Source organism: Paraburkholderia sp. D1E (genome assembly GCF_052682275.1).
The window spans coordinates 1,501,692-1,515,733 of sequence record NZ_JBQYMB010000001.1; the positions used below are offsets into that span (position 1 = coordinate 1,501,692).

11 protein-coding genes are annotated in these 14,042 nt (G+C 62.0%); 7 read left to right on the forward strand and 4 right to left on the reverse strand.

What is annotated here, in order from left to right; all coding sequences use genetic code 11:
• Window positions 1-18 precede the first annotated feature (18 nt).
• Window positions 19-762 (reverse strand): LOG family protein, encoded by a 744-nt coding sequence (locus ACUN0E_RS06995; RefSeq protein ID WP_028196168.1) that lies wholly within the window; start codon window positions 760-762, stop codon window positions 19-21.
• 1 nt (window position 763) lies between these two features.
• Between ACUN0E_RS06995 and polA the strand changes: the two genes are divergently transcribed.
• The 3 genes from polA (at window position 764) to ACUN0E_RS07010 (ending at window position 5,995) form a co-directional block, all read left to right on the forward strand.
• Window positions 764-3,505 carry a DNA polymerase I gene (polA, locus tag ACUN0E_RS07000; protein ID WP_445566074.1) on the forward strand — a complete coding sequence of 914 codons (2,742 nt, stop codon included), beginning with the start codon at window positions 764-766 and terminating at the stop codon, window positions 3,503-3,505.
• Window positions 3,506-3,681: 176 nt separating this feature from the next.
• A complete protein-coding gene (locus ACUN0E_RS07005; RefSeq protein WP_445566075.1) occupies window positions 3,682-5,031 on the forward strand; it encodes an NAD(P)/FAD-dependent oxidoreductase in 1,350 nt (449 codons plus the stop codon).
• Between the two features lie 91 nt (window positions 5,032-5,122).
• Window positions 5,123-5,995, forward strand: a complete 873-nt coding sequence (locus ACUN0E_RS07010) for a dienelactone hydrolase family protein (protein WP_445566076.1) — start codon at window positions 5,123-5,125, stop codon at window positions 5,993-5,995.
• A 149-nt stretch (window positions 5,996-6,144) separates the two neighbouring features.
• On the opposite strand, the gene ACUN0E_RS07015 is transcribed toward ACUN0E_RS07010, so the two are convergent.
• A complete protein-coding gene (locus tag ACUN0E_RS07015; protein ID WP_445566077.1) occupies window positions 6,145-7,014 on the reverse strand; it encodes a sulfurtransferase in 870 nt (289 codons plus the stop codon).
• Between the two features lie 218 nt (window positions 7,015-7,232).
• A complete protein-coding gene (locus tag ACUN0E_RS07020; protein WP_408392024.1) occupies window positions 7,233-8,339 on the reverse strand; it encodes an aromatic ring-hydroxylating oxygenase subunit alpha in 1,107 nt (368 codons plus the stop codon).
• A 287-nt stretch (window positions 8,340-8,626) separates the two neighbouring features.
• Between ACUN0E_RS07020 and ACUN0E_RS07025 the strand changes: the two genes are divergently transcribed.
• From ACUN0E_RS07025 to folE2, 4 genes are all read left to right on the forward strand, one after another.
• Complete coding sequence (locus ACUN0E_RS07025) at window positions 8,627-8,935, forward strand: exodeoxyribonuclease VII small subunit (protein ID WP_408230955.1); 309 nt, start codon at window positions 8,627-8,629, stop codon at window positions 8,933-8,935.
• Window positions 8,932-9,813, forward strand: coding sequence for a polyprenyl synthetase family protein (locus tag ACUN0E_RS07030; RefSeq protein ID WP_445566078.1), 882 nt, complete (start codon window positions 8,932-8,934; stop codon window positions 9,811-9,813). The genes ACUN0E_RS07025 and ACUN0E_RS07030 overlap by 4 nt, the downstream gene beginning before the upstream one ends.
• A gap of 85 nt (window positions 9,814-9,898) precedes the next feature.
• Complete coding sequence (gene dxs, locus ACUN0E_RS07035; RefSeq protein WP_445566079.1) at window positions 9,899-11,806, forward strand: 1-deoxy-D-xylulose-5-phosphate synthase; 1,908 nt, start codon at window positions 9,899-9,901, stop codon at window positions 11,804-11,806.
• 294 nt (window positions 11,807-12,100) lie between these two features.
• Window positions 12,101-12,907: a GTP cyclohydrolase FolE2 gene (gene folE2 / locus ACUN0E_RS07040; RefSeq protein WP_120348840.1), complete on the forward strand. Its 807-nt coding sequence runs from the start codon at window positions 12,101-12,103 to the stop codon at window positions 12,905-12,907.
• Window positions 12,908-12,982: 75 nt separating this feature from the next.
• Here folE2 and tsaD read toward each other — a convergent pair whose 3' ends face one another.
• On the reverse strand, window positions 12,983-14,011 hold the full coding sequence (tsaD, locus tag ACUN0E_RS07045) for a tRNA (adenosine(37)-N6)-threonylcarbamoyltransferase complex transferase subunit TsaD (RefSeq protein ID WP_408230945.1): 1,029 nt from the start codon (window positions 14,009-14,011) through the stop codon (window positions 12,983-12,985).
• Window positions 14,012-14,042: the final 31 nt, after the last annotated feature.

Here is a 14,042-nt window from a genome sequence, read left to right on the forward strand (position 1 = left end):
GGGCGCGAAGTTTCAGCATTACAGATAGAACATCCGGTCTTCATCCGACTTGGCCGGATGCGGTTCGGCTTCTTCACGGTCTTCGTAGAACTTCAGCACCGCTTCGAGCACCTGATCCGGATCGTCGATCACCTGCATCAAGTCCATATCCGCCGGATTGATCAGGCCCATCGGCGTGAGCGAGTTCTTGAACCACGCAAGCAGGCCTTCCCAGAACTCGCCGCCCACCAGAATGATCGGCACGTGGCGCGACTTCTTGGTTTGAATCAGCGTGAGGACTTCGGCGAGTTCGTCCAGCGTGCCGAAACCTCCCGGCATCACGATCACCGCATCCGAGTTCTTGACGAACGTGACCTTGCGCGTGAAGAAGTGACGGAAACGCAGCGAGATGTCCTGCCATTGATTGCCCGATTGCTCGTGCGGCAGCTCGATGTTCAGGCCGACCGAAGGGGCCTTGCCCGCATGGGCGCCCTTGTTGGCCGCTTCCATGATGCCGGGGCCGCCGCCGGAGATCACCGCGAAGCCGGCGTCCGACAGCTTGCGCGCGATTTGCGTGGCAAGTTTGTAGTAGGGCGAGTTCGGTTTCAGGCGCGCTGAACCATAGATGCTGACAGCCGGGCGAATCTCCGAGAGGTACTCGGTCGCCTCGATAAACTCTGCCATAATCGTGAACATCTGCCACGATGCGCGGGCCTTCTTAGCCGTTGCGCGCTCTTGATCTGCGAGTGATCGCAGACTCGGAATCACTTTTCTCTTAGTCATAATGCCTGAAGAACGAAGCCTTGAAGGTAAGACCCTGCTATTGGTAGACGGTTCGAGTTATCTGTACCGGGCCTACCATGCGATGCCTGATCTGCGCGGACCCGAGGGCGGCCCGACGGGTGCGCTCTATGGAATGATCAACATGCTGCGGCGCATGCGCAAGGAAGTCACAGCAGAGTATAGCGCGTGCGTGTTCGACGCCAAGGGCAAAACGTTTCGCGACGACTGGTATGCCGACTATAAGGCGAACCGTCCGTCCATGCCGGACGATCTCTCGCGCCAGATCGAGCCGATTCACGTCGCCGTGCGCGCGCTCGGCTGGCCGTTGCTGATGATCGAAGGCGTCGAAGCCGACGACGTGATCGGCACGCTCAGCACCGCAGCAGAAAAGCGCGGTATGAAGGTGATCGTGTCGACTGGGGACAAGGATCTGGCGCAGCTCGTGTCGGATCATGTCACCCTCATCAATACGATGACCAACGAAACGCTCGACCGCGCCGGCGTGATCGCCAAATTCGGCGTGCCGCCGGAGCGCATCATCGACTACCTGTCGTTGATCGGCGATACCGTCGACAACGTGCCGGGCGTCGAGAAATGCGGCCCGAGAACGGCGGTCAAATGGCTCGCGCAGTACGAGACGCTGGATGGCATCGTCGCACATGCGGACGAAATCAAAGGTGCGGTAGGAGACAATCTGCGCCGTGCGCTCGATTTTCTGCCCATGGCGAAGAAACTCGTCACTGTCGAGCGCAATTGCGATCTGACCGGCCATATCGTGTCGATCGAAGAAAGTCTGGAGAGCCGGCCGGAATCGCGCGAAGAACTGCGCGACGTGTTCACGCGTAACGGCTTCAAGACATGGCTGCGTGAAGTGGAAATCGCTGACGCGGTGGCAGGTCCCGAGACCGATGTGGCACCGGCGCTCACCGTGGATATCGAACGGCACTACGACACCGTGCAGACGTGGGAACAGTTCGATGCGTGGCTCGAGAAGATCAACGCCGCCGAGTTGACTGCGTTCGATTCGGAAACCACCTCGCTCGATCCGATGACCGCGCAAATCGTGGGCTTGTCATTCTCGGTTGAACCGGGCTATGCCGCGTATGTGCCGGTCGCGCATCGAGGCCCGGACGCGCCCGTGCAACTGCCGCGCGATGAAGTGCTCGCGAAACTCAAGCCGTGGCTCGAAAGCGCCGATCACAAGAAGGTCGGCCAGCACATGAAGTACGACGAGCAGGTGCTGGCGAACTACGGCATCGAAATGCGCGGTGTCGAACACGACACACTGCTTGAATCGTACGTGCTCGAATCGCATCGTACGCACGACATGGACAGCCTCGCGCTGCGCCATCTCGGCATCAAGACGATCAAGTACGAAGAGGTGGCGGGCAAAGGTGCGTCGCAGATCGGCTTCGATGAAGTCGCGCTGGAAACGGCCGCCGAATACGCGGCAGAAGACGCCGACATCACCTTGCGTCTGCATCAGGCGTTGTATCCGCAAGTGGCCGCCGAGAAGACGCTCGACTATGTGTATCGCGACATCGAAGTGCCGACCTCGCGCGTCTTGCGCAAGATGGAGCGCACCGGGGTGCTGATCGACGCAGACAAGCTGCGCGCGCAAAGCAGCGAAATCGCCACGCGTCTGATTCAACTGGAAAGCGAAGCGTACGTGCTGGCCGGCGGCGAATTCAATCTGGGTTCGCCAAAGCAGATCGGTCAGATTTTCTTTGAGAAGCTTGAATTGCCCGTGGTCAAGAAGACGCCGAGCGGCGCGCCGTCCACCGACGAAGAAGTGCTGCAAAAGCTTGCCGAAGACTATCCGTTGCCGAAGATCCTGCTCGAACACCGCGGTTTGTCGAAGCTGAAATCGACCTACACCGACAAGCTGCCGCGCATGGTCAACGCCCAAACGGGCCGTGTGCATACGAATTATGCGCAGGCCGTGGCGGTTACGGGGCGGCTGGCGTCGAACGATCCGAACTTGCAGAACATTCCGGTTCGCACCGGCGAAGGGCGCCGTATTCGCGAAGCGTTTATCGCACCGCCGGGCCACAAGCTCGTCTCCGCCGATTACTCGCAGATCGAATTGCGCATCATGGCGCACATTTCCGGCGACGAATCCCTCTTGCGTGCGTTCTCGCAAGGCGAAGACATTCACCGCGCCACCGCGGCGGAAATTTTCAGCGTGACGCCGCTCGAAGTGTCGAACGATCAGCGGCGTGTGGCGAAGGTCATCAACTTCGGCCTGATCTACGGCATGAGCGCGTTCGGTCTTGCCGCGAACCTCGGCATTACACGCGATGCAGCCAAGCTGTACATCGACCGCTACTTCGCGCGTTATCCGGGCGTTGCGCGTTATATGGACGAAACGCGTGTGAGCGCGAAGGCCAAGGGCTACGTGGAAACGGCGTTCGGCCGCCGCTTGTGGCTGCCGGAGATCAACGGCGGTAATGGTCCGCGCCGCCAGGCAGCAGAACGCGCGGCCATCAACGCGCCGATGCAGGGCACGGCCGCCGACCTGATCAAGCTGTCGATGATCGCGGTGCAAAAGTGGATCGAAGACTCGAAGGTCGGTACGCGCATGATCATGCAGGTGCACGACGAACTGATTCTCGAAGTGCCGGACGCGGAATTGTTCGATGTACGTAAGCGCTTGCCGGAACTCATGTGCGGTGTCGCCGCGCTGAAAGTGCCGCTGGTCGCGGAAGTGGGCGCCGGCCTGAACTGGGAAGAAGCGCATTGACGTGCGTGTGACGGGGGCTGGATAGGCGATAACGTCGTGCGCATGTCACATATGCGTATTGATGGCTTGTGACAACCCGTGCCGCTCGCGGACAATCGCCAGGACAGACGGCGCGCGCTTCATGTGTCATGCGCGCCGTCGCGACGCACAACCCATCGGCAAATACGGAGAGTTCAATGCATCGATTTATCGTCGTTGGTGGGGGCGCGGGGGGACTGGAGCTGGCGACACGCCTGGGCGACCGCTATGCACCCCGCAAGAACAAGGGCGGTGCGCGCGCGCAAGTGACGCTCGTCGACCGTAATCCAACCCATATCTGGAAACCGTTGCTGCATGAAGTGGCCGCCGGCAGCATGGACCCGTTCACCCAGGAACTCGAATATGCGGCGCAAGCGCGCTGGCACGGCTTTGAGTTTCAGCAGGGCGAATTGACCGGTCTGGACCGTGCGAACAAGCGTCTCACACTCGGCACAGTGCTCGACGACGATGGCGCCGAATTGCTGCCCGCACGCGAACTCGAATACGACACCCTGGTTATCGCGATCGGCAGCACCACGGCATTCTTCGGCGTGAAGGGCGCGCCGGAGTTTTCTCTCGCGCTCGATACGGTCAGCCAGGCGGAGCGCTTCCGCAAACGCCTGATCGCGGCCTGCATGCGCGCGGAGCATCAGGTGCATGAACCTGTCGAATCGGGCTCGGGCACGTCGCCTTCTTCTGAGCCGCGCATCCAGGTGGCGATCGTCGGCGGCGGCGCGACCGGGGTCGAACTCTCGGCTGAATTGCGCAATACGGCCCAGGTGTTGTCGGCGTACGGCTTGCATAAGCTCGATCCGCGGCACGACGTCGGTATCGTTCTGATTGAGGCCGGGCCGCGTATTTTGCCGGCCTTGCAGGAGCGCGTGTCGACGGCTACCGCCGAATTGCTCACCAAACTCGGCGTGAAGCTGATGACCGGCGAGACCGTGGCCGAGGTCGCGCCCGGCATGATCCGCACGGCCAGCGGTAAAACCGTGCGTGCCGACCTGACGGTGTGGGCAGCGGGCATCAAGGCACCGGCTATCCTGAGCCAGCTGGACGGCCTGCCGGTCAACCGTCTGGGACAACTCATCGTGCGCCGCACCCTGCAATCCGAAATTGACGACAACGTCTTCGCGCTCGGCGATTGCGCGGCTTGCCCATGGCCGGGCAACGAGCGCAACGTGCCGCCGCGTGCGCAGGCGGCTCACCAGCAGGCGAGCTTCCTGATGAAGGCGCTTGCGGCACGACTCGACAACAAGCCGTTGCCTGAGTTTACCTACCGCGACTTCGGCTCGCTGGTGTCGCTCGGGCACTTCAGCGCAGTCGGCAATCTGATGGGCGGCGTGATCGGCGGCAATATGCTGATCGAAGGGCTGTTCGCGCGGTTCATGTACATGTCGCTGTACCGGCTGCATATCGCGGCGCTGCACGGCTACGCGCGGATGGTGCTCGACACCTTCGCGCACTGGTTGCGGCGCACCACACTGCCGCGGGTCAAGCTGCACTGAAGTGCTGAGCGCGCTTGAGAAGGTTGCCTGTGCAACAGGACGCGGGTGAAGCGTATCCTGTTGCCTCCAACCTTCATCCGAGGAGCGCCGCATGCTGAACCCCGACATCGACAGCCTGGTCCCGCACGTTCCCTTCAATCGGCGTACTTTCATCAAGGCCGCGCTCGGCACCGGTTTCGCCGCAGCCGTTCTGCCGGTGTCGGCGCAAACCATCCATACCGATAGCGACGGTCTCGAAGCCGGCGAGATTGGCGTGCGTTCGGGCGATACGCTCGTGCCGGCGTATCGCGCGCAGCCGAAGGGTAAGACGCACCTGCCGGTGATCATCGTCGTACACGAGATTTTCGGTGTGCACGAGCATATCGCCGACGTGTGCCGTCGCTTTGCCAAGCAGGGATATCTCGCGATCGCGCCGAATCTGTACGAACGGCAAGGCGATCCGACTGTGTACACGAGCATGCAGCAACTCAATGAACAACTGGTCAGCAAGGTGCCGGACGACCAGGTCATGGGCGATCTCGACGCAACCGTCGCATGGGCCGGCGAACACGGCGGCGATCTGAACCGGCTGGGTGTGAACGGTTTCTGCTGGGGCGGGCGGATTGCGTGGTTGTATGCCGAGCACAATCCTCGGCTGAAGGCGGGCGTGGCCTGGTATGGGCGCGTAACGGGCCAGAAAACCGCGATGACCCCGGACAATCCGCTCGATGAAGTGGCACAGTTGCATGCGCCGGTGTTGGGCCTATACGGCCGCCAGGACCAAAGCATCCCGCAAGACACGCTCGAACAGATGAAGCAGGCTATCGCGCAGGGTCCGGAGGTGGGACGCGGCTCGCAATTCGTTGTATATGACGATGCAGGCCACGCGTTTTTCGCGGACTATCGGCCGAGCTATAAGAAGGCCGATGCTGAAGATGGCTGGCGCCGGGCGCTGGTGTGGTTCAAGCAGCACGGAGTCGTATGAGGGCGCTTGTTCGCGTGGCCGGGCGCCTTCGATACCGTCGCTAACGCACCGTAAGGGGCGCCGATGCGCTCGGCTTAACGAGTGAAAAGGCCGTAACCGCTGAGCAGCGGCCACGGCCTTTTTATTAATCGGTCCGCTTGATCGGTCGATTAAGGATTTGGGCCCGTTGCAACCGGCCGCTTCGGGTCAGAACTCCATTCGCTCCACGATCCTGCATACAGCGCCGCGCCATGCAGGCCGGCGATCTCCATGGCGAGCGCGTTAACACATGCTGTCACGCCCGAGCCGCATTGCAGCACGACGTGTTCCGGCGGCGTGTCGGCCAGCAGCGCATGGAACTCCTCACGCAGCGTGTGTGCCGGTTTGTAGCGGCCGTCGGCGGTGAGGTTGTCCTTGAAGAACCGATTGAGCGCGCCGGGAATATGGCCGCCGACGCGATCCAGCGTTTCGTTCTCGCCGCGATAACGATCGTTCGCGCGCGCATCGACCACGACGCGTTCTTTCGTGCCGAGATTGCGCTCGACCGTTTGCGCATCGACGGTGACAGAAAGCGGTGCGCCCGCTTTGAAGTCGCCGGTGTTCTGCGCCGGGGCGTCTTGCGTCAGCGGGTGGCCGGCGGCCTGCCAGGCCTGCAGTCCACCGTCGAGCAGCGCAACCGCGTCGTGGCCGAGCCAGCGCAGCAGCCACCAGGCGCGTGCGGCGTACATGCCGCCTTGCGTGTCATAAGCGACCACCTGCTGACCCTGCTTGAGCCCGCGGGATTCCAGCGTCTCCACCAGCCGCGCACGATCCGGTAACGGATGGCGGCCATTGTTGCCGTTCTTTGGCCCCGACAGATCGCGATCGAGGTTCAGATAGTGCGCGCCCGGCAAATGCCCGGCCAGATAGGCTTTCTCGCCTGCTCCGGTGTCGGCCAGATCAAAACGGCAATCGACGACGAACACGCTGCCCGGCGCAGCGGCCAGCCGTTCCGCAAGGTTTGTCGCGGAGATGAGTGTGGTGTAGTGAGTGTGGGGCATGACGTCTCCTGAGTCGACACGCTAACTCCGGTCCCATGCAAGATGGTCGCGAAGCGGGCGATTGCGGCGGTTGCCCGGCGGCTTGGCGCGTTAGCAAATGACCGAACCATACTGATAGTCTAAACAAAAAAAGACGGGCCGAAGCCCGTCTTTCCATGCTTTGATGCGGCTTGCGCAAGGATCGGCTCAAATGCCGGTCAATACGGGTCGCGCGCGGATCAGATTGCGCCGAGTTCGCGCCGCAAGAATTCGTGGAAGTGCTGCATGCCGTCTTCCATTGGGCTCTGATACGGGCCGACCTGCGATTCGCCACGTTCCATCAGCGCGCGGCGGCCTGCGTCCATGCGCTCGGCGATCTCGTCGTCTTCGCGGGCCGTTTCCATATAGGCGGCGCGCTCGGCTTCGACAAACTCGCGCTCGAACAGCGCAATTTCCTCAGGGTAATAGAACTCCACCACATTGGTGGTTTTCTGCGGACCGCGCGGAATCAGCCACGACACGACCAGCACATGCGGATACCACTCGATCATGATGCCGGGGTAGTACACCATCCAGATCGCGCCGAATTCGGGCGGATTGCCGCCGCGGAAACGCAGAACCTCGTCGTGCCACTTACGGTACGTCGGGCTGCCCGGCTGCTCCAGGTCCTTGTGAACGCCGACCGTCTGCACGCTGTACCACTCGCCGAACTCCCACGTCAGATCGTCGCAATTGACGAAGCTGCCGAGGCCCGGATGGAACGGCGCGACGTGGTAATCCTCCAGATAGACCTCGATAAAGGTCTTCCAGTTGTAATTGCATTCGTGCACTTCGACGTGATCGAACATGAAGCCCGAAAAATCGAAGTGTTGCGTGGTGCCGAGCCGTGCCAGATCCCGTGCGACGTCGCGCCCCTGCGCTTCGAACAGCAGGCCTTGCCAGTTCTGAAGCGGTGTGGCGCCGAGATTCAGGCAGGGGTTGTCCGCAAAATGAGGTGCACCGAGGAGTTGGCCGTTCAGGTCGTACGTCCAGCGATGCAGGGGGCAGACGATGTTCTCCGTCTGGCCGCGGCCGTTGAGCATGATGGCTTGCCGGTGGCGGCACACGTTCGACAGCAATTCGACTTGCGACTGCTGGTTACGGACGAGCACACGCCCTTCGCTCTCGCTGGGCAAAGCAAAATAATTTCCCGCTTCGGGCACCATGAGATCGTGGCCGATGTAGCGAGGACCTTTCTTGAAAAGGGTGTCGATTTCGCGCGTTAGAAGCGCTTCGTCAAAGTAAGCCGTGACTGGCAGCTGGCTGTGAACAGACCGCAACTGCAATGCATTGCTCAGATTGGACATTCCCACTCCCGATGAAGACGTGAAAGCAGTGAACAACCCAACCATCGAAGATTCGATTTAGGGAGCCCGCGATTATACCCGTTTCCCCTTTCTTGGGGCGCTTAAGTACCTGATTTGGGTCAAAAATGTCAAGGAAGTTCACGGTTTTCGCCGCAGACCAATCGATTTTTTTCTGCGAGACTGAGGGGCAGGTACGGAGGGCAAAGGCGGGGCGCGGGCTGGCGATGAGATCGGAAATGTCGCTTTTGCCGTAGAATGTCCGACTTGTTTTAATTTTGCGACTATTCATGGCGAAGACCGCGTCGAAAGATACTGCTGCCGCGCCTGCTGAAGGCGTCGATACCACACCGTTGCCCGAGAACTACGAGGCCGCTCAGGCCGAGCTGGAAGGGCTGGTTGCGCGTATGGAAAGCGGCAATCTCAGCCTCGAGGAGTCGCTCGGCGCCTACCGGCGCGGTGCGGCTCTCGTAACGTTTTGCCAGCAGCAGCTCGAGAAGGTCGAGCAGCAGGTACGCGTGCTCGATGGCGAGACGCTCAAGCCGCTGCCTATGAATAGCGCAGGCACAGCCGCTACTGAAAGCGGGGACGACCTATGACATTCGAACAATGGACACGCTCGGTGCTCGAGCGCGTCGAATCGGCACTAGAACATTACCTGCCTACGGAAGCGACCGAGCCGGCCAAACTGCATGAAGCCATGCGCTATGCGGTGCTGGGTGGCGGCAAGCGGGTGCGCCCGCTGCTGTGCCACGCGGCCGGCGAGTTGACCGGCGCGCGCGCCGAAGGCCTCGATGCGGCAGCGGCAGCGCTGGAAATGATCCATGTGTACTCGCTCGTGCACGACGACATGCCCTGCATGGACGACGACGCACTGCGTCGCGGCAAACCCACGGTACACGTCAAATATGACGAAGCCACGGCGCTGCTGGTCGGCGACGCGCTGCAAGCGCAGGCGTTCGTCGCGCTGACGTCGGACGTGCTGGCGCCGGCGCAGCAGGCATCGCTCGTGCGTGAACTGGCCTTGGCGAGTGGCTCGATCGGTATGTGCGGCGGCCAGGCCATCGATCTGGCGAGCGTCGGCCACACGCTGACGCGCGCGCAACTCGAAACCATGCACCGGATGAAAACCGGCGCCTTGCTGCGTGCTGCTGTACGCATGGGCGCGCTGGCGGGCGAAACGCCGAATGCGGACGCGATGCGTTCGCTCGACGCGTATGCGGCCGCTGTCGGCCTCGCGTTTCAGGTTGTCGACGACATTCTCGACGTCACGACCGACTCCGCGACGCTTGGCAAGACGGCAGGTAAAGACGCGAAGGACGGCAAGCCGACCTACGTGTCGATTATTGGGCTAGATGCGTCGCGTGCGCTCGCAGCGCAACTGCGCAGCGACGCCCACGCTGCGATTGCGCCGTTCGGTGCGCGCGCGCAGCGTCTGGCCGAATTGGCCGACCTGGTGGTGAACCGGGTTAGCTGAACGCGAAAGCTCGCCGCCGCGCACCTTTGCTACGAGGTGCATGTATGAAGTGCGGGCGCGTAAGTTTTCCTACAATGGAACGACGATGTACGACTTGCTGAAAACCATCGACGACCCGGCGGCCCTGCGCCGCCTCGATCGCCGCCAATTGCAACCGCTTGCAGACGAGTTGCGTGCCTTCGTGCTCGACAGCGTATCGCAGACGGGCGGCCATCTTTCGTCCAATCTCGGCACGGTCGAGTTGACCATTGCTCTGCACTATGTGTTCGACACGCCACGTGACCGGATCGTGTGGGACGTCGGCCATCAAACCTACCCGCACAAGATCCTGACGGGCCGCCGCGACAAGATGCACACGCTGCGTCAACTGGGCGGCATCTCCGGCTTTCCGAAGCGTGACGAATCGGAATACGACACCTTCGGCACCGCGCACTCCAGCACCTCGATCTCGGCCGCGCTCGGCATGGCAGTCGCCAGCAAGCTGAAGGGCGAGAACCGCACGGGAATTGCCGTGATCGGCGACGGTGCGATGACGGCCGGCATGGCTTTCGAGGCGATGAATAACGCAGGCGTCGAAGACGACGTGCCGCTGCTGGTCATCCTCAACGACAACGACATGTCGATTTCGCCGCCGGTCGGCGCGCTGAATCGCCATCTGGCGCGCCTGATGTCGGGCCGTTTCTACGCTGCCGCGCGTGCGGGCGTCGAACGTGTGCTGCGCGTCGCGCCGCCTATGCTCGATCTGGCTCGCAAGCTCGAAGAGCACGCGAAGGGCATGATCGTGCCGGCTACGCTGTTCGAAGAGTTCGGCTTTAACTACATCGGCCCGATCGACGGTCACGACCTCGACTCGCTGATCCCGACGTTGCAGAACATCAAGGAACTGCGCGGTCCACAATTCCTGCACGTCGTCACGAAGAAGGGCCAGGGCTACAAGCTGGCTGAAGCCGATCCGGTGCTGTACCACGGCCCGGGCAAGTTCAATCCGGCTGAGGGCATCAAGCCGGCCACCACGCCGTCGAAGAAAACCTATACGCAGGTGTTCGGCGAATGGCTGTGCGACGCGGCCGAGCTGGACGCGCGCGTGATCGGTATCACGCCGGCCATGCGTGAAGGCTCGGGCATGGTCGAGTTCGAGAAGCGTTTCCCGGATCGTTACTTCGACGTCGGCATCGCCGAGCAGCACGCGGTGACGTTCGCCGGCGGTCTGGCTGCGGACGGCATGAAGCCGGTGGTCGCGATCTACTCGACCTTCCTGCAACGTGCTTATGACCAACTGATCCACGACGTCGCGCTGCAAAACCTGCCGGTGGTGTTCGCCATCGACCGCGCGGGTCTGGTCGGTGCGGACGGCGCAACACACGCAGGCGCTTACGATCTGGCGTTCCTGCGCTGTATCCCGAACATGACGGTGATGGCTGCATCGGACGAAAATGAATGCCGTCAGATGCTGTACACCGCATTGCAGCAGCCGAACCCGACGGCGGTGCGCTATCCGCGCGGCGCCGGCACGGGTGTGGCAACCGTCAAGCAAATGACGGCGCTGCCGCTCGGCAAGGGCGAGGTCCGTCGTGAAACGTCGCAACCGGCCGGCAAGCGGATTGCGATTCTGGCCTTCGGTACGATGGTCGCACCGTCGCTGGCAGCTGCTGAGCAACTGGACGCCACGGTGGCGAACATGCGCTTCGTGAAGCCGCTGGACGCTGAGCTGGTCCGCCAGCTGGCCGAAACGCACGACGCCATCGTCACGGTCGAAGAAGGCTGCGTAATGGGCGGCGCGGGGTCGGCTTGCGTCGAAGCCCTGCTTGAGAGTGGGGTTATGCGGCCCGTACTACAATTGGGCCTCCCGGATCGCTTCATTGATCATGGGGATCCGGCCAAGCTGCTCGCCGCGTGCGGTCTGGACGCTACGGGCATTGCCAAGTCGATTCGCGAACGCTTTGTTTCCAGTGGCGCGGTTGCCGGTCAAACCTCGGTGAAGCGCGTCGCCTAGTTGTGTCGCTGCGCCGCCCTGCCGTGCGCTATGTCGCGGCTATGGCGGCCATAGCGATCTCCAGCTTGAATCGATGAACCTTCGGGTCCATCATCCAACGCCGGCAAGGGCCGGCGTTTGCTGTTGTGCGCCCTGATCCGCTCGGCCGCTGAGACCCCCCCAAATCTGTCGCTTCGCGATATTCCCCGTGGGGGCAATCCCCCAATCCCCTAAGGGGACTTCCGTCGGGGAGGGGGACTTCCCGCGGAGCGGAAAACCAGGGGCGGCCCGGCGTTTTCTTGAAAGGACAAGAATATGAACCAGATGAACCCCGCCTTTGTGATGCCCGACGTGCAGAGCACGCCCGATACGCGTCAGATTCCGATTCAACGAGTCGGCGTCAAGGCAGTGCGTCATCCGTTGACGGTGCGCACGCAAGGCGGCGAAGTGCAGCCGACGGTCGGCACGTGGAATCTCGACGTGCATCTGCCCGCCGATCAGAAGGGCACGCACATGTCGCGCTTCGTCGCGCTGCTTGAAGAGAACAAGGCGCCGCTCGAGGCTGCCACGTTCCGCACCATGCTTGCCGCGATGCTTGAAAAGCTCGAGGCCGAGGCAGGTCGCATCGAAGTGTCGTTCCCGTACTTCGTGAACAAGACCGCGCCGGTGTCGGGTGTGCAAAGTTTGCTCGACTACGAAGTGACGTTGACGGGCGAGACCCGCAATGGCGCGACGCGTCTGTTCCTTAAGGTGCTGGTGCCGGTCACGAGCCTGTGCCCCTGTTCGAAGAAGATTTCGCAGTACGGCGCGCACAATCAGCGCTCGCACGTCACGATCAACGCCGAACTGGCGGGCGATGTGGCGGTGGAAGAGTTGGTGCGTATCGCTGAAGAAGAAGCCTCGTGCGAACTGTGGGGTTTGCTCAAGCGCCCGGACGAAAAGTTCGTCACCGAGCGTGCCTACGAGAATCCGAAGTTCGTCGAAGACCTGGTGCGCGATGTCGCACAGCGTCTGAACGCGGACGAGCGCATCGTCGCTTATGTGCTCGAAGCTGAGAACTTCGAATCGATTCACAATCACAGCGCGTATGCCGTGATCGAGCGCGATAAGCGGGCAGCGTGATTCGCGCATTTCCTTGCCTGAATAAAAAAGCCGCTCTTCCGAGCGGCTTTTTTTACATCGTCACGTCGCTGAAATTCAGCGAGCGAGCGAAGTCAGGTCCCAGCGCGGTTTCACCGTGAACGCATAGTCTTTGCCGGATTGATCGGGCCAACGTTGCAATCGCAATGCGCCGGCCAAGGCAATCATCGCGCCGTTATCCGTACACAGTGACAAGTCCGGGTAGTGCACGAAGAAATTGCGTTTCTTCGCTGCGGTGGAAAGCGCCTCGCGCAGTTGCCGGTTCGCGCCCACACCGCCTGCCACCACCAGTCGATTCAGTTTCGTGCGTTTGAGCGCAGCCAGCGATTTTGCCGTGAGCACGTCTACGGCAGCGTCAACGAAACCGCGCGCCAGATCGGCTTTCGCCTGCTCGCAGATATTCGCGCCGCCGAGCTTCTTGGCGTGCGTGAGGACAGCGGTCTTAAGCCCGCTGAAGCTGAAATCAAGGTCGCCGGAATGCAACATGGGGCGCGGCAGGACCACTGCGCCGGGCGTGCCGAATTCAGCCATTCGCGACACTTCCGGACCGCCCGGATAACCGAGGCCCAGCAGCTTGGCGGTTTTGTCGAAGGCTTCGCCGGCGGCGTCGTCCAGCGTTTCGCCCAGAGTCTCGTAGACACCCACGTCTGTCACGCGCATCAACTGCGTGTGGCCGCCTGACACCAGCAGCGCGACGAACGGAAACGGCGGCGGCTCGTCCACCAGCAGCGGCGACAGCAAGTGCCCTTCGAGATGGTGGATGCCGATGGTCGGCTTGTCCCACGCCATGGCCAGCGAATTGGCGACGCTCGCGCCGACCAGCAGCGCGCCCGCAAGGCCCGGGCCCTGCGTATAGGCGATCGCGTCGATGTCGCTGCGCACCGTGCCGGCGCGCTCCATCACTTCTTCGAGCAGCGGCAGCGCGCGCCGAATATGGTCGCGCGACGCCAACTCCGGTACCACGCCGCCGTACTCCCGATGCATCGCAATTTGCGAATGCAGCGCGTGCGCGAGCAGGCCGCGCTCTGTGTCGTAGAGCGCGAGACCGGTTTCGTCGCAGGAGCTTTCGATGCCGAGAACGAGCATGGTGGGTGGGGTTGCAGGTGGGTTGCTGGTG

Excerpts from the sequence above, each read along its gene's own strand:
- dxs (WP_445566079.1), top strand. The coding sequence starts at position 9,899 with ATGTACGACTTGCTGAAAACCATCGACGACCCGGCGGCCCTGCGCCGC.
- tsaD (WP_408230945.1), bottom strand. The coding sequence starts at position 14,011 with ATGCTCGTTCTCGGCATCGAAAGCTCCTGCGACGAAACCGGTCTCGCG.
- folE2 (WP_120348840.1), top strand. The coding sequence starts at position 12,101 with ATGAACCAGATGAACCCCGCCTTTGTGATGCCCGACGTGCAGAGCACG.
- ACUN0E_RS07020 (WP_408392024.1), bottom strand. The coding sequence starts at position 8,339 with ATGTCCAATCTGAGCAATGCATTGCAGTTGCGGTCTGTTCACAGCCAG.
- ACUN0E_RS07005 (WP_445566075.1), top strand. The coding sequence starts at position 3,682 with ATGCATCGATTTATCGTCGTTGGTGGGGGCGCGGGGGGACTGGAGCTG.
- ACUN0E_RS07010 (WP_445566076.1), top strand. The coding sequence starts at position 5,123 with ATGCTGAACCCCGACATCGACAGCCTGGTCCCGCACGTTCCCTTCAAT.
- polA (WP_445566074.1), top strand. The coding sequence starts at position 764 with ATGCCTGAAGAACGAAGCCTTGAAGGTAAGACCCTGCTATTGGTAGAC.
- ACUN0E_RS07030 (WP_445566078.1), top strand. The coding sequence starts at position 8,932 with ATGACATTCGAACAATGGACACGCTCGGTGCTCGAGCGCGTCGAATCG.
- ACUN0E_RS07015 (WP_445566077.1), bottom strand. The coding sequence starts at position 7,014 with ATGCCCCACACTCACTACACCACACTCATCTCCGCGACAAACCTTGCG.
- ACUN0E_RS07025 (WP_408230955.1), top strand. The coding sequence starts at position 8,627 with ATGGCGAAGACCGCGTCGAAAGATACTGCTGCCGCGCCTGCTGAAGGC.
- ACUN0E_RS06995 (WP_028196168.1), bottom strand. The coding sequence starts at position 762 with ATGACTAAGAGAAAAGTGATTCCGAGTCTGCGATCACTCGCAGATCAA.